The sequence below is a fragment of the Bradyrhizobium tropiciagri genome, assembly GCF_018130505.1.
Classification (GTDB): Bacteria; Pseudomonadota; Alphaproteobacteria; order Rhizobiales; family Xanthobacteraceae; genus Bradyrhizobium; species Bradyrhizobium tropiciagri_B.
Genome location: NZ_JAFCKH010000011.1, coordinates 218,119 through 237,441, shown reverse-complemented (window position 1 = coordinate 237,441; position 19,323 = coordinate 218,119). Strand labels below are relative to the sequence as shown.

The following is a 19,323-nucleotide window of genomic DNA, read 5'->3' as shown; positions in this document are numbered from 1 at the left end:
ATGTTCAGCAAGGTTCTGATTGCCAACCGCGGCGAGATCGCCGGGCGGATCGGCAAGACGTTGCGGCGCATGGGCATCGCTTCGGTCGCGGTCTATTCCGACGCCGACCGCTTCACGCGGCCGGTGCTCGATGCCGATGAGGCGCTGCGGATCGGCCCGGCGCCGGCCGCCGAGAGCTATCTCAACGTCGATGCGATCATGGAAGCCTGTCTTGCGACGGGCGCCGAGGCGGTGCATCCCGGCTACGGCTTCCTGTCGGAGAACCGCCGCTTCGCCGAGCGGCTCGCCGAGCATGGCATCAAGTTCATCGGCCCGCGGCCGGAGCATCTCGATGCCTTCGGGCTGAAGCACAAGGCGCGCGCGATCGCCGAAGCCAGCGGCGTGCCGCTGCTGCCGGGCTCTGGTCTTCTGGAGACGATCGATCAGGCGATCGAGCAGGCGGAGGCGATCGGCTTTCCGGTGATGCTGAAGAGCACGGCGGGCGGCGGTGGCATCGGCATGCAGCTCTGCCACGATGCGGCGACGCTGCGCGAGCGCTTCGCCTCGGTGCAGCGCACGGCGCGGGCGAGCTTCGGCGATGCGCGGGTCTATCTCGAGCGGTTCGTCGCCCGTGCCCGCCACATCGAGGTTCAGATCTTCGGCGATGGCAAGGGCGGCGTTGTGGCGCTCGGCGAGCGCGACTGCTCGCTGCAGCGGCGCAACCAGAAGGTCTTCGAGGAGACGCCGGCGCCGGGGCTCTCAGCCGATATCAGGCGGCGGCTGCACGCGGCCGCGGTGTCGCTCGGCAAGGCGGTGTCTTACGAATCCGCCGGCACGGTGGAGTTCATCTACGATGTCGCGCGCGAGGATTTCTACTTCCTCGAGGTCAACACCCGTTTGCAGGTCGAGCATCCGGTCACCGAGCAGGTCTACGGCGTCGATCTCGTCGAATGGATGATCCGGCAGGCGGCGGGCGAGGATGTGCTGGGCCGGGCGGGCGAGCTCTCGCCGAAGGGCGCGGCGATCGAGGTGCGGCTCTACGCCGAAAATCCCGGCGCCGGTTTTCGCCCGAGCGCCGGCCGCCTGACGTCGGTCGTGTTTTCGCCGGAGGCGCGGATCGACGGCTGGATCGAGACCGGCACCGAGGTGACGCCGTTCTACGATCCGATGCTGGCCAAGATCATCGTCTCTGCCGAGACCCGCGAGGCCGCGATCACGCGGTTGAGCAAGGCGCTGGACGACACGGTCGTTGCGGGCATCGAGACCAATCTCGGCTATCTCAGCGCCATCGCTGCATCCGACGTATTCCGCAGCGGCGAGGTGGCGACCAGCGTGCTTGGCGATTTCGCCTATCGTCCGCGCAGCATCGACGTCGTCGCGCCGGGCGCGCAGAGCGGCATCCAGGAATTGCCGGGCCGGCTGCATCTCTGGCACGTCGGCGTGCCGCCGAGCGGGCCGATGGACGAGCGCTCGTTCCGCCTCGCCAACCGCGTGGTCGGCAATGCGGAGACGACCACCGCGCTGGAGCTGACGGTCAACGGCCCGACCTTGCGCTTCAACACCGATGCGACGGTGGCGCTGTCGGGCGCGCAGATGAAGGCATCGCTCGACGGCGCTGAGGTCGCGTATCACGAACCGGTCGCGGTGCGCGCGGGGCAGACGCTTGCCATCGGCAGCATCAAGGGCCCGGGCCAACGCACTTATCTTGCCGTGCGCGGCGGCTTCGACGTGCCGGAGATGCTCGGCTCGCGCGCCGTGTTTGCGCTCGGCGCGTTCGGCGGCCACGCGACCGGATCGCTGAAGGCGGGGGATGTGCTGCATATCGGCGCGGAGCAGCCGGGCCTTGCGGCACCGCGTGGCGCGATGGAAAGCGAGCGGCCCGAGCTGACATCGGCGTGGCAGATCGGCGTGATCTACGGCCCGCATGGCGCGCCGGATTTCTTCACGGACGAGGACATCGAGACGCTGTTCGCGGCGAGCTATGAGGTGCATTTCAACAGCGCCCGCACCGGCGTGCGGCTGATCGGCCCGAAACCGCGCTGGGCCCGCACCGACGGCGGCGAGGCCGGGCTGCATCCGTCGAACATCCACGACAACGCCTATGCGGTCGGCTCGATCGACTTCACCGGCGACATGCCGATCATCCTCGGCCCCGACGGGCCGAGCCTCGGCGGCTTCGTCTGTCCGGCGGTGGTCGCGCGCGACGAGCTCTGGAAGATCGGGCAGCTCAAGCCCGGCGACACCGTGCGCTTCGTGGCTGTCAGGCGCGACGATCCGGTCGCCGGTCCGATAATCCTGAAGGCGCCCGAGCTCGGCGCGGCCATCGTCGGCCGCAACGATGACGGCCCGATCCCGGTGGTCTACCGCCGCGCCGGCGACGACAATCTGCTGGTCGAATACGGGCCGATGGAGCTCGACATCGCGCTCCGCCTGCGCGTGCATGTGCTGGCGCAGGCGCTGGAGGAGGCGAAGCTCGCCGGTCTGGTCGATCTCACACCCGGCATCCGCTCGCTGCAGATCCACTATGACGGCACCGCGCTGTCGCGGCAGAAGCTGCTCGACGTGTTGCGGCGGGTCGAGCGCGAATTGCCGCCGGTCGATGCGATGCGGGTGCCGAGTCGCACCGTGCATCTGCCGCTGTCATGGCGCGATCCGCAGGCCGAGCTTGCGATGCAGAAATATCAGGAGCTGGTGCGGCCGGATGCGCCGTGGTGTCCGTCGAATGTCGAGTTCATCCGGCGCATCAACGGGCTCAATGGCGAGGACGATGTCCGCCGCATCGTGTTCGACGCAAGCTACCTCGTGCTCGGCCTTGGCGACGTCTATCTCGGCGCGCCGGTGGCGACGCCGCTCGACCCGCGCCATCGGCTGGTGACGACCAAGTACAATCCGGCGCGCACCTGGACGCCGGAGAACGCAGTCGGCATCGGCGGCGCCTATATGTGCATCTACGGCATGGAAGGGCCGGGCGGCTACCAGCTGTTCGGCCGCACGATTCAAGTGTGGAACAGCTGGCGCACCACGGGCGTGTTCAAGCCCGGGCATCCCTGGCTGCTGCGCTTCTTCGACAAGATCCGCTTCTTTCCGGTCGATGCCGACGAGTTGCTCGATGCACGCGCCGCATTTCCGCACGGCCAATACGACATCAGGATCGAGGAGGACACGTTCTCCTACGCCGACTATGCGAAGTCGTTGGCCGACGAGCGGCCGTCGATCGCCTCGTTCAAGGCGACGCAGCAGGCCGCGTTCGATGCCGAGCGCAAGCGCTGGCGCGAGATGAAGCTCGACGAGGCGCCCGCCGAGACCGCCGATGTGAGTGCCGTGGCGACCGGCATTCCCGACGGTCAGGTCGGTGCGTTCTCGGAGGTGCCGGGCAACATCTGGAAGATCCTGGTCGAGGATGGCGCCGAGGTCGCATCGGGCGATGTCATCGCCATCATCGAATCCATGAAGATGGAGATCAGCGTGTACGCGCCCGCCGCGGGTCGCGTGTCGTCGGTGCCGGCCCGCCCGGGCCAAACGCTCCGCGCGGGCGATCTGGTTGCGTTGATCGAGCCGGCTTAGCATTCCAAACAGGTCGCAACCCGGCCCCCGGATCGCGCGGCCGGGCCGGGTTGTGCACCTTGTGGATCTGCGATAGAGGCTGGTATACCAGACACCAGAGGCGTTTCCCGGTTGGAGGGCCTGTCCGCATCGTGGCGCGGAACCGGGACGGGCCATGTCGGCTTGGCTTGGGACATCATCTTCGAGCGTTGAAAGAGAGAGCATGGCGCGCAACATCCTGATCCTTGGAGCCTCCTACGGCTCGCTGCTGGGCACGAAGCTGCTGATGGCGGGGCACAATGTCAGCCTGGTCTGCCGCAAGAACACGGCGGAGCTGATCAACCGCGACGGCACCGAGGTGCGCATCAAGCTGCGCGACGAAAAGAACCACCGCTCGATCTTCTCGCGCGACCTGCCGGGCAAGCTCGACGCGGTGACGCCGGGCGATGTCGACGTGTCGCGCTACGACATGGTCGGCCTTGCGATGCAGGAGCCGCAATACACCAACCACACGGTGCGCGTGCTGATGATCAAGATCGCGGCGGCGAAGCTGCCGTGCCTGTCGATCATGAACATGCCGCCGCTGCCCTATCTGAAGCGGATTCCGGCGCTGTCCGGCATGGACCTCGAGGAGGCCTATACCAACGCGCAGGTGTGGGAACGCTTCGAGCCGGGCCTGGTGACGCTGTGCTCGCCCGATCCGCAGGCGTTCCGTCCGCCGGAGGAGAAGGCCAACGTGCTGCATGTCGGCCTGCCGACCAATTTCAAGGCTGCGGTCTTCTCCGACGACAAGCACAACAAGGTGCTGCGCGAGCTCGAAGCCGACATCGACGCGGTGACGCTCGACGGCCAGGACGTGCCGGTGAAGCTCAAGGTGTTCGACTCGCTGTTCGTGCCGTTGGCGAAGTGGTCGATGCTGCTGACCGGCAACTACCGCTGCATCACGCCGTCGGAGCCGCAATCGATCCGCGACGCCGTGCACGGCGACCTGACGCGCTCGCAGGCGATCTACGACCATGTCGACGGCATCGCGCGGCAGCTCGGCGCCGATCCCGCCGACCAGGTGCCGTTCGCGAAATACGCCAAGGCGGCGGAGAGCCTGCTCAAGCCGTCATCGGCGGCCCGCGCGGTCGCCGCCGGCGCGCCGTTCATCGAGCGCGTCGACCTCCTGGTGAAGCTGATCTCGCATCAGCTCGGCACGCCCAGCGCCGAGATCGATCGCACCGTCGAGACCGTCGATCTGAAGCTGAACGAGAAGATCGTGCAGGGCGGCTCCGGCGCGGAGTAAGGACGTCGTACGCCATGCCGCGGGCCGGGCGCCCGCGGCATGCGTCGCCGGGGCGCAAGGCGCCCCGATCGGGCCGGCGAACGCATGGCTCGGCCGCGCTGGCTGAGGTAGGCTCGCGCAGTTTGCGGTCGGGAGCCACGACAATGCCGATCAAGCCGCTTTCTCCGTTTGCGATCTACGGCGACATGGACCGCGCGCGCGACATCATGCGCGCCTGGCAGCCGCTCGACCAACTCTCCCCGGATCAAGCCGAGATCGTCGCGAAAGCGATCGCCGAAGGCATCGCCCGCGGCCGCCGCCACGGTTTTGAGATGGGCCAAGGCCATCTGGCGGCGTAGCGATGCGCAGTGCTTCTGCTAGTGCGGGCTACTTACGTAAGGTGAGCGCGCTAGTCAGGCTCCCTCCCCCCTTTCTCCGCCATATGCGATTCCCCTGCCCCGCAAGGGGGGAGGGAGCCCGTCCGCCGGTGCCTCCCTCACATTGAGCGGAGAGCCCAGTCACTTCACGTCGCCGCTGACGAGGCTCATCTCGACGGTGATGTCGCCGAAGGCGGGTTGCGGATCGAGGTTGTGGACTTCGATGCGATAGGCGCCGCGGCGGAGGTCGAAGCGGCCGATGTCGCGGTACTTTTCGTTTCTGGCATGGGTGGCGTGGCACAGCGAGTTGAAGGTCCGCTCCAGCACGGCGGCGCCGTCGGGCTCGGTGCGCACGGTGACCTTGAACGGGATCGGCAGGCCGAGGCCGGGCCGCTCCGGTTCCGGGATGGCGTGATAGGCGACGTCGCTGTTGCAGTGATCCTCAGCGTAGCGGTCGCCGACCAGCCTGTCCTTGAGCCGGACTTCCGTGGATGGAAACACGAACCTGAGCTGCAGCAGGTAAGACTTGTCGACCGGCGCGTTGAACTCCTTGCTGAGCACCACGCCCGATTGCTGCAACGAGATCTCGGTCGGCGGCACCAGCGGCGGAAAGGCGCACAGCCCGGTGATCCACATCGCGAGCCCGATGAACTCCTTGTTGCAGAGGCTGTACGTGGTTGGTCCCATCAGGTCTCTTCGGTCGACGACGAAAACCGATCTGTCGATCCGCCGTCGCCACGGCTTGCGGACATGACGACTGCGTTCTCGTTGTCAGTGTAGGGACTTGCTCCGAAATCTTCGACGGCAGGTCTGGGGCAAATGGCCACATGCGGCGATACGACGATGAGCGTCGCCGGCGATGCTTGCGCGCCGTCAGGCAGCCGCGATCCGCGAGATCGGAGCGGCGTTCGAAGCAGACGGGAACGCGTCTCTCGCTTGCCGCGTCACGAGCCCGCATTGGCAAAGTTGCATTGCTACCAGGTGCAACCGTGTTGTTCCCGCATGCCGTGATGAATTGCACATGATCGCGCTGTGCTGTCGACCGTGCTTAGCCATCGATTCTTCCGAAGGCCTCATCAACATGAACGATCCTGGCGCGGCGCGAACACACTGGTGATTTATTCGCGGGCGCGTCGATCCCCTCTGGTTCTCGCTTCGATTGTTCTCTACATCAGGCGAATGGTCCGATCGCGAATTTGTCGGACCGCAAACGAGCACGACAATCGCAACGGGCGCGATAATGATAATGAAGAATGCCATGCAGCGCGATGACCGCGGGAACTTGCGACGGCCGTACCGCGAGCTGCCTGCATAGGCGCGCGATGGCTGCAACCTGCATGCAGCCCTGTTCGTTCTCCTGAAATCCGCCGGCCGCGAGAGCGGACGGCGAAGCAATCCTGGGAATACCCTTCCGCTGAGCAAGCCTTGTTCGGACGCGACAGCGGGGGTCCGAAATGACATGCAAGACGACGACGATACTGCGGCGCGCGCGGCGAAACCCCCGGAACATGTCCCCCTGCCGCGCGAGCCTCGCGACATCAGGGATATCAGCGCGTCGCCGCCGCGGCTGTTCTCGACCCGGCCCTATCAGGCGCGCGAGCAGTTCGAAATCTGGAAGACGCGCATGGCCTCGCTGCTCGAGGTCGCACCGCCGCCGGGACACGATTCCACACAAGGGTTCCAAGTCGAGTACCTGACCTGCAACATGGCCAACGTGGTGTTCACGTCGGGACGCTTTGCGGCTCAAACATTCGCGCGTGCGCCCAAACCATCGCAACGCCCGCGCGTCGATTTCTGGTGGCTGTTTCGCGTCCGCTCCGGCGAAGCCTGGTTCGAAACCGGCGAGCGGCGGCTGCACGCCCGGCCGGGTGCGATGTTCCTGATCTCGCTCGATGACGATTTTCAGGGCCGCATCACCGACTATGACGGCCTGGTGCTCGGCCTGCCGCGCGGCGCGTTCGCCGCCGCGGCCGGGCAGCTCGACAGCGTCTGCAACCTCATCCTGTCGGGCAATCTGATCGAGCTGCTGATCGATTACCTGGACCGGCTCGAAATGCGACTATCCGTGATGTCGCCCGACGAACTGCGGCAGGCCGGACGCGCGACCGCGAACATGATCGCCGCATGTGTGCAACTGTCGGCCGAGGCCCAGGCGCAGGGCGCGATGGAATCGCTGCTGTTCGAGCGGGCACGTCATTATATCGAAGCGCATCTCGGCGATTACGCTCTGACGCCGGATCGCGTCGCGCAGCAACTGCGGATCTCGCGCTCCAATCTCTATCGGGCCTTCGAGAATGTCGGCGGCGTCGCCGGTTATATCCTGCGCAAGCGGCTGCGTGCCGCGCATGACGAACTCGTCGGCGGCACCGACCGTCAGGTGCAGGAGATCGCCTATCGCCACGGCTTCAAGCTGGCGTCCGACTTCGCACGCGCATTCCGTCGCGAGTTCGGCATCAGCCCGCGCGAAGCCCGCGCCGGTCGACGTCGCGGATCGGTCGGCAGCTGAGGGCTGTAGATTTTTCGCGACGACGATGGACCCGTCATCCCGGGGTGCGAGCGCAGCGAGCCTCGAAGGATCGACGGCCGCCAGCCGGGCCGATTCATCCTTCGAGGCTCGCTGCGCTCGCGCCTCAGGATGACGGGTCCTTCAAGTTCGCGAATCATTCGCGCGGCGGCAGCGCACGCAGACACCCGTCCTGTGCACGGTCGAATGCATTGTGCGTTCTCCGCGCGCCGTGTGCCGCGCGGATCGTTCAACTTGTGAGACGATCTGCCATCTATTTGGACGGCGTGCTGAGTGACGCTGACGAAATTGTGTCTATCCTTTTTCTTCATGACGACTCGGGGGCATTGTGATGGCAGCCGGGCGAACGCTGGGTGGCAAAGATGCGTTCGCTAAGCTCGCCACGTCATCAGCCAGGATCGGACGATGATCGCGCCGTGCGCCATCATCCTCATATGTCCGCATATGTGTCCGGCAGGCCTGCGCTGCGGCGCTGCAATACCCGCGTCTTGACAAGCTGTCACGAAGGGGAAGCACAATGGCCGTCGCACGCAACTCGACCGAATCGCTGAAGCGTCACAGCCGCACCGGCTTCGTGCGGAGCTGGGTCGCGTCAGGCGATGCCGACAGCCGTTCGCTCCGGCGGCAGCTGTTGGCGGTGTTGCGTCAGGCGCACCGAATCCTTGGCGTGAAACGGGACCGCTTGGGTCTCGGGACACTGGGAACGAGCGGATCAGCCGTCGCGACGACGCTTGGCGCGATTGCCGTCGTGATGGTCACCGCCTCGGCCGCCAGCGCGGGAAGCGTGCAGCTTGGCGGCGGAAGTGCGACCGGCGTTGATTCCGTGGCGATCGACACCGGATCGGTGGCAAGCGGGCTGCGCGCTATCGCGATTGGAAGTGGAGCATCGGCGCCCGGATTAGATGCCGTTGCCCAAGGCACCAGCACCAGCGCAGCCGCCCAGAATGCCGTGGCGATTGGCTTCCAGTCGATCGCTTCACAGCTCAACTCCGTCTATCTCGGCTCGCGCACGGCTGCGGGAACCGGTGCCCTTGCCGTGAGCGCCATCGGCATTGGCACAGACGTGACCGCATCTCAGGTCGACGCCATTGCAGTTGGGCGTCAATCCGTTTCGTCGGCACAATATTCGGTGGCGCTCGGCCTGAACGCGCAGGCCACGGGCGGCGGCGGCGCGATGGCGCTGGGCCAGGGCACGATTTCAAGTGGCGTCAATTCGGTCGCGCTCGGCGTTCAAGCCAATGCCACCGGAGCCGGCGCGAGCGCCCTGGGCACGTTCGCCCACGCCACGGGAGGAAACGCCACCGCGGTCGGCGTGAGTTCCTTGGCTAGCGCCAACTATTCATGGGCGGGAGGCTGGGCGTCGGTTGCCTCGGCAGACAGCGCGACTGCCCTTGGCAAGCAGGCCACCGCGTCGGGGATCAACACGTTCGCTGGAGGTAGCTCCTCGATTGCGTCCGGGGATTTTGCCGTTGCCGTGGGTAACCAGGCGCAGGCGCTGAGCACCGGAGGCTCGGTCGCGCTCGGATCGGGCGCGATCGTCAATGCCGCGGCGACAGGCGGCATCGCGATCGGCAACAATGCGGCATCCAACGGCATTAGTTCGCTTGCGAACGGCGTTGGGGCCAGTGCCGCCGGCACGAGCTCGCTGGCGATCGGCACCACCTCAAATGCGAGCGCCGCCGCCAGCACGGCGGTTGGTAACACGGCCGTTGCCAGCGGCATAAACGCCTCCTCGTTCGGGTCTGGCGCGAATGCGACAGGAAACAATTCTCTCGCGGCCGGCGTCAGCGCCAACGCCGGCGGGGTCGGCAGCACCGCGCTCGGCATCGGCGCCAATGCGTCGGCGACAAGCGCCATCGCTATCGGTAACAATGCCGCGGCCAGTTCCGCCAATGCGGTCGCCCTGGGCACCAACGCGGTGGCGACCGGCGGCCAGGCGGTCGCGGTCGGCGCAGGCAACGTCGCTTTCGGCAACGGCGCCGTCGCGATCGGTGACCCCAGTTTCGCCAGCGGCACCGGCGCGTTCACCGGCGGCGCAAACAACATCGCCAACAGCGACGGCACCGCGACTGCGACCGCTGGCAACCAGGCCGCAGGCGCCGTCGCGATCGGCAACAACAACAAGGCGATCGGTCAGGGCTCAGTTGCACTCGGCAACGGCTCGACCGCGGGCGCCGCAGGTCTCGCGGGCAATGTCGCGCTGGGTAATGCCGCCATTGCGGCCGCAAGCGCCGGCGACGTCGCGCTCGGCTCGGGCAGCGTGACCGCGGCCGTCGTCAACACGCCGAATACGGTGATCAACGGCACCACCTACGGCTTCGCGGGCACGACGGCGACCTCGACGGTTAGCGTCGGCGCGCCCGGTGCCGAGCGCACCGTCACCAATGTCGCGGCTGGCCGGCTCGGCAACGCTTCGACCGATGCGGTCAACGGCTCGCAGCTGTTTGCCACCAACCAGGCCGTCGACGGCCTCGCCACCACCGTCAACAACATCAACAGCGGCGCCGGCATCAAGTATTTCCACGCCAATTCGACGCTGGCCGATTCCAATGCCGTCGGGACCGACGCGGTTGCGATCGGACCGGTGTCGACCGCCACCGGCAGCGGCTCGGTGTCGATCGGCAGCGGCGCGACCGCGACCAATGCCAACGATATCGCGCTCGGCTCGGGCAGCCAGACCAGCGCCGCGGTCCAGACCGCCAGCATGGTCATCGGCGGCACCACCTACGCATTCGCTGGCACGACCCCGACCTCCACTGTCAGTGTCGGCACGGTCGGCAACGAGCGCACCATCACCAACGTCGCGGCGGGGCGGGTCAGCAACGCCTCGACCGACGCGATCAACGGCTCGCAGCTGTTTGCAGCGACCTCGGCGATCGACAGCCTCACGACCGTCGTCAGCAACGGCCTGACGCACTATTACAGCGTCAACGACGGCGGCACCCAGCAGGCCAACTACACCAACAACGGCGCGACCGGAGCCAATTCGATGGCGGCCGGCGTCGCCGCATCGGCGACCGCGGCGAACGCCACGGCGGTCGGCTTCAACACCCAGGCCACGATCGCCGACAGCGTCGCGATCGGCTCGGGCTCGGTGGCCGACCGCACGCTCGCGCCGGCTTCCGGCATCATCGGCGGCACGGTCATCCCCTACAACACCACCGACAAGACGTTGCTCGGCGCGGTCTCGGTCGGCACCTCGACGAGCTATCGCCAGATCACCAACGTGGCCGACGGCACCGAATCGAGCGACGCCGTCACGCTGCGGCAATTGACCGGCGCGTTGGCCTCGTTCTCGGTCACGCCGACGAAATACTTCCACGCCAACTCGACGCTCGCGGACTCGCTCGCCGTCGGCAACAACTCCGTCGCGGTCGGCGCGGAAACCGTGGTCAACGGCGACAACGGCATCGGCATGGGTTTTGGCGCATTGGTGCAGCAGACCGCGCCCGGCGGCATCGCCATCGGGCAGAATTCGCTGGTCAGCTTTGCCGACGGCATTGCGCTCGGCACCAACGCGCAGGCCAACGGCATCCAGTCGCTGTCGTTCGGCGCGGGATCGTCGACCACCAATCCGACCAGTGTCGCGCTCGGCGCCAACGCCAAGGCGACCGCGCAGGCCGGCGACGTTGCGCTCGGCGCCAACTCGACCACCTCGGCCGTGGTGCAGACCACCAGCGCAGCGATCGGCGGCACCAGCTACAATTTCGCCGGCACTACGCCGACCTCGACGGTGAGCGTCGGCAGCGCGGGTTCGGAACGCACCATCACCAATCTGGCTGCGGGCCAGATCAACTCGACCTCGACCGATGCGATCAACGGCTCGCAGCTCTGGGCCACCAACACCGCGCTCGACGGCCTCTACACCACGGTCAACAACATCACCAACGGCAGCGGCGGCATCAAGTATTTCCACGCCAATTCGACCGCGGCGGATTCCTCGGCGACCGGCACGGAAAGCATCGCGGTCGGCGGCCAGGCGGTGGCCAGCGCCACCAACGCGGTTGCGATGGGCAACGGCGCTGCCGCGTCGGCCGACAATTCGGTCGCGCTCGGCGCCGGCGCGAGGGCGACGCAGGCCAACTCGCTGGCGCTCGGTGCCAACTCCACCACCACGGCCAGCCTGAGCGATGCGGCCTATACGCCTGTTGTCGGCAAGGCGGTGGCGGGCGTTGCGACCGGCGAAGTCTCGGTCGGCTCAACCGGCAACGAGCGCCGCGTCACCAATGTCGCGGCGGGCTCGGCCGCGACCGATGCGGTCAATGTCAGCCAGCTGCAGGCGCTGGCCTCGAGCACGATCCATTACGACGGCGACGGATCCGGCGGCACCACCAACAAGCTGACGCTGAACAGCGGCAACGGCGCGCCGGTGACCATCAGCAATGTGGCGGCGGGCGTCGCCGGCACCGACGCGGTCAACGTCAACCAGCTCAACAGCGCGTTCCAGCAGCTCAATGGCCAGATCGGCGAGGTGCGGCAGGATGCCTGGCGCGCCGCGGCGATCGGCATGGCCGCCGCCTCGCTGCGCTATGATGATCGGCCCGGCAAGGTCAGCGCCTCGGCCGGCGGCGGCGTCTGGCGCAGCCAGGGCGCGCTCGCCTTCGGTCTCGGCTATACCAGCGAGAACGGCCGGCTGCGCTCCAACGCGGCGGCGACCACCGCCGGCGGCGACTGGGGCGTCAGCGCCGGCGTCAGCTTGACGCTGAATTGATCCTGGTGTCGACGAGGCGGCTGGCATGTCTGGCGTCGGCGATCTGGCTGTGCGGAGCTGCGGGCGCCGGCGCGCAGCCCGCGCCGCCCGCCGGCTATCTCGTGAAGCCGTCGGACGTCGCGATCCCGCAGGGCGAGACGCTCGGCGAATTCAGGCGGATGATCCAGCCGTTCAAGAACTGGACGCTGATCTGCGACGAGAGCCTGAAGTCGAAACGCCGCGTCTGCAACGTCACCCAGTCGATCGTCAACGCGCAGGGCGCGGTCGCATTCAACTGGTCACTGGTCGCGACCGCCGACGGCAAGCCGCTGATGATGATGCGTATCCCGGCGAGCGCCGGCGTCGGCGCGCGGATCGAACTCGCCATGGGTGACACGCCGGATCGCATCGTCGCGCAGACCGATCAATGCGACGCCGCCTTCTGCTTCGCCACCATTGCGATCGGCAACGTGCTGAAGCGGCACATTCGCGCGGCGACGCCGTGCCTCGTGTCCTACCAGCTCCCGCAGATCGGACCGGTGGCGCTGGAGGCGCCGCTCGACGGGCTCTCCGTCGTGCTGACGAAGCTGAAATGACGAGGGCGCGGCATGCCGATCTGGAGACCGCACATCCGCATCGAAAGGCCGAGACATGAATCAAGACATGAGGACAAGCAGCTGATGCGACCGAGGACCCTGGTCTTGATCTTCGCGGCGGTGGTCGTGGCGGCGCTCGGTGCGGCCGGTGTCGTCGTCTATGCCCAGCAGCTGCAGCAACCGATGCCGCTGCAGCCGCAGCCCGCGCCGGCGCCGGCCAGGAAGGCCGCCAAGCAGCCGCACAAGCCGCGTCCGCAGGAGACGCAATCGCCGGCCGCCGCGGCGCCGGTGTTGCCGCAGCAGGCCGCGCAACAGCAGCCGACGGTGTTCGACGACCACGCGAGGCAGGGTAACATCGTGACCTGCGCCAACGTGTTCGGCACGCTCGGCCGCGGGCTCGCGGTGAACTCGACCTATACCGCGCAGTCGCAGTGGGACCAGAAGGCCGGCAACGCCCATTCGGTGCAGTCGCTGGTCGCGCTGACGCCGAGCCAGAACCCGCAAAACGCGCAGCGCGCCGCCGGCATCGTGTTCGCGGCGCCGGTCGGATCGTCCTGCGAGGGCAATCTGGTGCGGGTGACGCCGAGCGCCGAGAGCTGCCCCGCCGTCGCGGCCGAACTCGCCAAGCTGCACGGCCAGAGCGGCACGCTCGGTGATCTCGCCACGCTGGCGCTTCCGAACGGCGCGCAGGTGATGCTGATCCCGTTCGGCAATTCCTGCGTCGCGGTGACGGCGTTGCGGGTGGCGGGGTGAGCTAATCCACCGCCAGGATCTTCACCGCACGGGTGTGATGGCTCGGCGTCTGAAATTCGATGGTCTGGCCGACCGATAGTCCGATCAGCGCGGCGCCGACCGGCGTCAGGACCGAGACCCGCCGCTGGGCGATGTCGGCTTCGTGCGGATACACCAGCACGACCTCGCGGACGTCGCCGGTCTCGTCGTCGCAATAGCGCACCCGCGATCCCATCCGGACCACGCCGCGCAGCTCGGCGTCATCGGCCACGATCTGTGCCCGCTCGGTCTCGCGCGCGAGGAACTGGGCGACGCGCGGAAACACCGCCATGCTGGTGTCGGCCAGCGCGCCGAGACGCAGCGCTTCGCTCGCCGCGATCACGATCGGAGGCAGTGGAGGATTGGTCGTACTGTGATGATTGCGATGGCGCATGTCTGCTCCCTGTGGATTGAAAATGGTCGATTGCGGTCACGCGGTGTCCATTGAGGCAGGCGTAGTTCCTGCTGCTCGAGGCCGCGAACCGATTGATGTGCGATGATGCTGATGAACCGGACGGCGCGCGCGACGGCCGCCCGGCTAGGTGCCTGCGTGCAGACGTCCGGCGCGCAAGCCGAGCCGCGCAATATGGGTGTCGATGCAGAGGATGTAGATCATGGCAAAATCAACATAGCCCTTGCCACTGCCGTAGCTATTGCGGCGAAACCGCGCAGCGCGGAGGTCGCTGATCAAGCCGCAGCCCGCTAGTTCCCCGGCTCGAAGCTGCAGCTGGCGCCGCCACCGGACTTGTCCTTGATCACGGCAAGATCGAGCGTGCAGGACAGTTTTGACAGCGCCTCGAAGATCGTGCCGGCGGCGCCGTCTCCGGGCACGCCGGCTAGTGCTTCGGTGGCGAAGATCTCGTTGGCCTCGCGGCCTTTCACCGTGCGGATGTGGCTGCCGAAGGTGAGTTCGCAGGACCGCGAGGTGATATCGACGTTGCTGGCGCGGCAGACGATCTTGTCGGCGGTGAGCGTGATCTTGCCCGCATGGGCGACATTGCCGTCGCCGGCGAACAGCGCGGCGACGAGCTTCTTCTCGGCATCCGGCAACTGCGAATAGGGCGCGACCACGCCGGCGAGCGCCAGCGCCACCGAGCCGGAGGCGGTGGCGGCGGTCGGACCTGAAGCGGCCGCGGCCTGCGACAGGGTGCATACGACGATCGCCAATGCACCGGGACCGATACCAACTCTCATTGCGGTCTCCTCGATGTCTTCGCGCTTTCCGTGACACGGAACGGCTAACACGCCGCGCATCCTGACATGGTGACGTCATTCACATGCAATCCCGCAAGATTGCGTGAAGGCGGCGATGCGCTGCCAGGGCAGGGCGGCCCCGCGTTGAGCGGCTTGCATGATCGCGCCATCGGGGCCACAGTCCGCGTCGCGGCAGCAACGCCGCCAACAAGCAACAAAGACTTGAGCTCTGGGGAACGCCATGGCGGCCACGCGCATCGACTGCGATATCCATCCCGCGGTGGGGGGAACGCGCACTACGCTGCTGCCTTATCTCAGCGATCACTGGAAGGAGCAGGTGGTCAGCCGCGCCATCGACGGGCTCGACCTCAATTCCTATCCGCCGTCGATGCCGCTGTCGGGACGTGCCGATTGGCGGCCGGCCGACGGCCGCAAGCCCGGCAGTGATCTTGCCATGGTGCAGCGCGGTGCGTTCGACCAGCTCGGCGCCAGCCACGCCATCTGCAACGTGGTCTACGGCGCGCAGGCGGTGTTCGATTCCTACATGGCGGCCGACTTCTGCAGGGCGATCAACGACTGGATCGCGGCCGAGTGGCTGGCGAAGGACAAGCGGCTGCGCGCTTCGATCGTGGTGCCGATCCAGGCACCGGATCTGGCGGTCGAGGAGATCGAGCGCCGCGCCGGCGACAACCGCTTCGTCTCGGTGCTGGTGCCCTCGCAGGGCGAGACACTGCTCGGGCGGCGACACTATTGGCCGATTTACCAGGCCGCCGAGAAATACAAACTGCCGCTCGCGATCCACGCCGGCAGCGCCTACCGCAGCGCGCCGAGCTCGGTCGGCTGGCCGTCCTACCGCTACGAATATTATCTCGCCGAAGCGCAGGCGTTCCAGGCGCAGGCGCTGAGCCTGATCTATGAAGGCGTGTTCGGAAAGTTTCCGGGGCTGACGGTGGTGCTGATGGAATCGGGCGTGAGCTGGCTGCCGGCCTTCATGTGGCGCGCCAACAAGACCTGGCGCGGCGTGCGCGTCGAGGTGCCGTGGGTCGAGCGCGAGCCGGCCGCGATCATCCGCGACCATTTCCGCGTCACCATGCAGCCGTTCGACGCGCCGCTCGATGCAACCGGCGTCGCCGACATCATCGACCAGATTGGCTCCGAAAAGATGTTCCTGTTCGCGTCGGACTATCCGCACTGGCAGTTCGACGGCGACGATCCGATCCCGCCGCATCTGCCGAAGAGCCTCGTCGAGCGGATGTGCGCGGACAATCCGCTCGAAACCTTTCCGCGTCTCAAGCTGAATTAGCGCGCATGATCCGGAAGAGTGGACCCCGGTTTTCCGATCAGATCATGCGCCAGACAAAAAGGAGGATCGCATGAGTGACGTCATCGACCGCCCGATGCTCGAACAAGAGAAGACCGCCGCGACGCGGCTGAGGATCATCGACTGCGACATCCATCCGAGCATCCGTTCGCATGATGATCTCAACGAGTTCCTGCCGAAGCGCTGGCAGCAGCATCTGAGGGAATACGGCAGCCATCTGCGCACGCCCTATATCGGCACCACGCCGTATCCGCGATCCTCGCCGCTGATCGCGCGGCGCGATGCGTGGCCGCCGACCGGCGGCGTGCCCGGCTCCGATCTCGATTTCATGCGCAAGCAGCATCTCGATCCGTTCGACGTCGAGTTCGGCATCCTGCAGGTGCTCGACCTCTTCACCTTCTCGCAGCAGAACCTGGAATTCGGCGCCGCGATCCAGCGCGCCATCAACGACTGGCAACTGGCGTTCTGGGCGCATCGCGATCCGCGGCTGAAGGCCTCGATCCTGGTCGGGCAGGACGGCTCAGACCTCGGCCTCGCCGAGATCGAGCGCTGCGCGAAGACCGGCGAGTACATCCAGATCAACGTCTCGCCGCGCGCCAACGAGCCGCTCGGCCGCCGCCGCTACTGGCCGATCTATGAACGCGCGCAGGAGCTCGATCTGCCGCTCGGCATCCATGTCGGCGGCTATGGCGGCCACGCGCCGACCGGCGGCGGCTGGCCGTCCTATTACTGCGAGGAGCATCAGTCGAACGCGCACACGATGGCCTCGATGCTCACCAGCCTCGTGCTGGAAGGCGTGCCGGAACGCTTCCCGAAATTGAAGATCGTGTTCATCGAAGGCGGCTTCGGCTGGATCCCGTCGGCGATGTGGCGGATGGACCAGCACTTCGAGCGCTTCCGCAGCGAGGTGCCGCACCTCAAGCGCAGGCCGAGCGAATATGTGAAGGAGCATTTCTGGTTCACGACCCAGCCGATCGACGAGCCGGATGAGGCAAAGCATCTGCGCCAGCTGATCGAATGGGTCGGCATCGACCGGCTGCTGTTCTCGTCGGACTATCCGCACTGGGACTATGACGACGCACGCTACGCCTTCAAGACGCCGCTGACGGAGATCGAGCGGCGCAAGATCTTCAACAGCAACGCCCGCGCGGTTTACAAGTTCTAGGACCGAGATGGCGCTACTTCGAGTCGAGCTGTCTCTTCTTCGCCTCGCCCCGCTTGCGGGGAGAGGCCGGAATGCATCGTCAGATGCATTCCGGGTGAGGGGGAGTCTCCGCGAATCCAGGTGTCACCGCCTATGCAGAGGCGGCCCCTCACCCCAACCCTCTCCCCGAAAGGACGGGGCGAGGGAGCGCAGCGCCGCCGCCGTTCGACCTGATTTCACTACGCTCTAGGATCGCAATGACCCGTCACATCGTCGCGCGCACCAGTGACATCCCGGCCGGCGGCAACAAGGTGTTCGGCCTCGAGGGCCGCGACATCGTCGTGTTCCACGTCAATGGCGAGTTCTTCGCGCTGCTCAATCGCTGCCCGCATGAGGGGGCGCCGCTGGAGAAGGCGGCCTGCGTCGCGCGGCTGACCTCGCCGGAGCCGGGCATCTACCAGCGCGACCGGGTCGGCGAGATGCTGCGCTGTCCGTGGCACGGCTGGGAATTCGACATGCGCAACGGCCAGTCCTGGTTCGATCCCAACCGGTTCAGGATCCGCTCCTATCCGGTCGCGGTCGAAAGCGGCGCCGAGTTGCAGAAAGGGCCGTATGTGGCCGAGACCTTTCCGGTGCTTGTCGAGGACGATTACGTCATCGTCGAAATGTAGCCGCGAAGCGATCTAGTCCGCAGCGCCCGGAGACGGAGCGGCGCGCCGCAGCATGCCGTAGAGATCGCGCGGATCGTCGGGATCGGCGAGCAGGTCGAGCTTGCTCGGCTGCCCGATGCGGTTGAGCTGATCGCGGACGCAGCGCAACGCGGAGAAATCCTCGATCGCAAACCCCACGCTGTCGAAGATGGTGATCTGCGCGGCATCGCGCCGGCCGACGGCCTGACCCGACAGCACCTCCCAAAGTTCGGTGACGGTGTGCGTCGTGTCGAGTTGCTGGATCTCTCCTTCGATGCGCGTCTGCGGCTCGTATTCGACGAAGATATCGGACCGCAGCAGGATGTCGCGATGCAGCTCCGTCTTGCCGGGACAGTCACCGCCGATGGCGTTGATGTGAACACCTGAGCCGATCATGTTGTCGGTCAAGATGGTGGCGTTCTTCTTGTCCGCGGTACAGGTGGTGATGATGTCGGCGTGCTCGACGGCTTCCTGGCTGGACGCGCAGGCGACGATGGAAATCCCGCTGCCGGCGAGGTTGTGCACGACCTTCTGCGTTGCGCGCGCGTCGATGTCGTAGAGGCGGACCGTGTCGATGCCGCACAGCGCGCGGATCGCCAGCACCTGGAATTCGCACTGCGCGCCGTTGCCGATCACGGCCATCGTCCGGCTGCCCTTCGGCGCGAGATGCTTTGCCGCCAGCGCCGAGGTCGCCGCCGTGCGCAGCGCGGTCAGAATCGTCATCTCCGACAGCAGCACCGGATAGCCGTCGCGGACATTCGCCAGCATGCCGAAGGCGGTCACGGTCTGGCGGCCGTCGTGCCGGTTCATCGGGTGGCCGTTGACGAACTTGAATCCGAACTCAACGCCGTCATTGGTCGGCATCAGCTCGATCACGCCGTCCTTCGAATGCGCGGCAACCCGCGGCGTCTTCTCGAACATGTGCCAGCGGCGGAAGTCGGCCTCGATGTAGGCCGCCAGCTCGACCAGGAAGCGCTCCGCACCGATGCCGTTCACGAGCGCCATCATGTCGGCGACGCTGACGAACGGCACGAGGCTCAGTGGACCTGGACCAGGCGGCGGCATTCACCCTCCCGCGGGAAGCTGATGTGTCAGCGTAGACCAGATTCGGCCGCCAATCAGACCAGGCGTTGCGGGTTCGCGAGAAGTCCACCTGACTTTGTTTGTTGCATTATCTGCAACAATGAAGTGCTTGGGCCGATAATTCAAATGCTGGATGCAATGGGCC

Annotated in this window: 15 protein-coding genes; 10 read left to right on the top strand and 5 right to left on the bottom strand. The window is 66.6% G+C overall.

Going from position 1 to position 19,323, the window contains the following annotated elements:
* The 3 genes from uca to JQ633_RS27120 all read left to right on the top strand — a co-directional run bounded on the left by uca (position 1) and on the right by JQ633_RS27120 (position 5,148).
* Positions 1-3,543 (top strand): urea carboxylase, encoded by a 3,543-nt coding sequence (uca, locus tag JQ633_RS27130; RefSeq protein WP_211988158.1) that lies wholly within the window; start codon positions 1-3, stop codon positions 3,541-3,543.
* A 202-nt stretch (positions 3,544-3,745) separates the two neighbouring features.
* Complete coding sequence (locus JQ633_RS27125) at positions 3,746-4,810, top strand: ketopantoate reductase family protein (RefSeq protein ID WP_211988157.1); 1,065 nt, start codon at positions 3,746-3,748, stop codon at positions 4,808-4,810.
* A gap of 143 nt (positions 4,811-4,953) precedes the next feature.
* The gene (locus JQ633_RS27120; RefSeq protein WP_211988156.1) at positions 4,954-5,148 is read left to right on the top strand and encodes a hypothetical protein; all 195 of its coding nucleotides are present in this window, start codon (positions 4,954-4,956) and stop codon (positions 5,146-5,148) included.
* A gap of 159 nt (positions 5,149-5,307) precedes the next feature.
* On the opposite strand, the gene JQ633_RS27115 is transcribed toward JQ633_RS27120, so the two are convergent.
* On the bottom strand, positions 5,308-5,853 hold the full coding sequence (locus JQ633_RS27115) for a DUF5625 family protein (RefSeq protein ID WP_211988155.1): 546 nt from the start codon (positions 5,851-5,853) through the stop codon (positions 5,308-5,310).
* A 772-nt stretch (positions 5,854-6,625) separates the two neighbouring features.
* Between JQ633_RS27115 and JQ633_RS27110 the strand changes: the two genes are divergently transcribed.
* The 4 genes from JQ633_RS27110 to JQ633_RS27095 all read left to right on the top strand — a co-directional run bounded on the left by JQ633_RS27110 (position 6,626) and on the right by JQ633_RS27095 (position 13,729).
* The gene (locus tag JQ633_RS27110; RefSeq protein WP_211988154.1) at positions 6,626-7,672 is read left to right on the top strand and encodes a helix-turn-helix domain-containing protein; all 1,047 of its coding nucleotides are present in this window, start codon (positions 6,626-6,628) and stop codon (positions 7,670-7,672) included.
* Positions 7,673-8,207: 535 nt separating this feature from the next.
* Positions 8,208-12,401 carry a beta strand repeat-containing protein gene (locus JQ633_RS27105; RefSeq protein WP_211988153.1) on the top strand — a complete coding sequence of 1,398 codons (4,194 nt, stop codon included), beginning with the start codon at positions 8,208-8,210 and terminating at the stop codon, positions 12,399-12,401.
* A 5-nt stretch (positions 12,402-12,406) separates the two neighbouring features.
* Complete coding sequence (locus tag JQ633_RS27100) at positions 12,407-12,976, top strand: invasion associated locus B family protein (protein WP_211988152.1); 570 nt, start codon at positions 12,407-12,409, stop codon at positions 12,974-12,976.
* A gap of 84 nt (positions 12,977-13,060) precedes the next feature.
* Positions 13,061-13,729 carry a hypothetical protein gene (locus tag JQ633_RS27095; RefSeq protein WP_211988151.1) on the top strand — a complete coding sequence of 223 codons (669 nt, stop codon included), beginning with the start codon at positions 13,061-13,063 and terminating at the stop codon, positions 13,727-13,729.
* 1 nt (position 13,730) lies between these two features.
* Here JQ633_RS27095 and rnk read toward each other — a convergent pair whose 3' ends face one another.
* The 3 genes from rnk to JQ633_RS27080 form a co-directional block, all read right to left on the bottom strand.
* Entirely contained in the window at positions 13,731-14,141 is a 411-nt protein-coding gene (gene rnk, locus JQ633_RS27090; RefSeq protein ID WP_249159673.1) for a nucleoside diphosphate kinase regulator, read from the bottom strand.
* A 144-nt stretch (positions 14,142-14,285) separates the two neighbouring features.
* On the bottom strand, positions 14,286-14,438 hold the full coding sequence (locus tag JQ633_RS27085; protein ID WP_211988150.1) for a hypothetical protein: 153 nt from the start codon (positions 14,436-14,438) through the stop codon (positions 14,286-14,288).
* A gap of 11 nt (positions 14,439-14,449) precedes the next feature.
* Positions 14,450-14,941 carry a hypothetical protein gene (locus tag JQ633_RS27080; protein WP_211988149.1) on the bottom strand — a complete coding sequence of 164 codons (492 nt, stop codon included), beginning with the start codon at positions 14,939-14,941 and terminating at the stop codon, positions 14,450-14,452.
* A 241-nt stretch (positions 14,942-15,182) separates the two neighbouring features.
* On the opposite strand from JQ633_RS27080, the gene JQ633_RS27075 reads away from it, so the two are divergent.
* The 3 genes from JQ633_RS27075 to JQ633_RS27065 all read left to right on the top strand — a co-directional run bounded on the left by JQ633_RS27075 (position 15,183) and on the right by JQ633_RS27065 (position 18,077).
* Entirely contained in the window at positions 15,183-16,244 is a 1,062-nt protein-coding gene (locus JQ633_RS27075) for an amidohydrolase family protein (RefSeq protein ID WP_211988148.1), read from the top strand.
* Between the two features lie 70 nt (positions 16,245-16,314).
* Positions 16,315-17,427 carry an amidohydrolase family protein gene (locus JQ633_RS27070; protein ID WP_211988147.1) on the top strand — a complete coding sequence of 371 codons (1,113 nt, stop codon included), beginning with the start codon at positions 16,315-16,317 and terminating at the stop codon, positions 17,425-17,427.
* A 236-nt stretch (positions 17,428-17,663) separates the two neighbouring features.
* Entirely contained in the window at positions 17,664-18,077 is a 414-nt protein-coding gene (locus tag JQ633_RS27065) for a Rieske (2Fe-2S) protein (RefSeq protein WP_211988146.1), read from the top strand.
* 12 nt (positions 18,078-18,089) lie between these two features.
* On the opposite strand, the gene JQ633_RS27060 is transcribed toward JQ633_RS27065, so the two are convergent.
* Positions 18,090-19,160, bottom strand: a complete 1,071-nt coding sequence (locus tag JQ633_RS27060; RefSeq protein ID WP_211988145.1) for an ornithine cyclodeaminase — start codon at positions 19,158-19,160, stop codon at positions 18,090-18,092.
* Between the last annotated feature and the right edge of the window lie 163 nt (positions 19,161-19,323).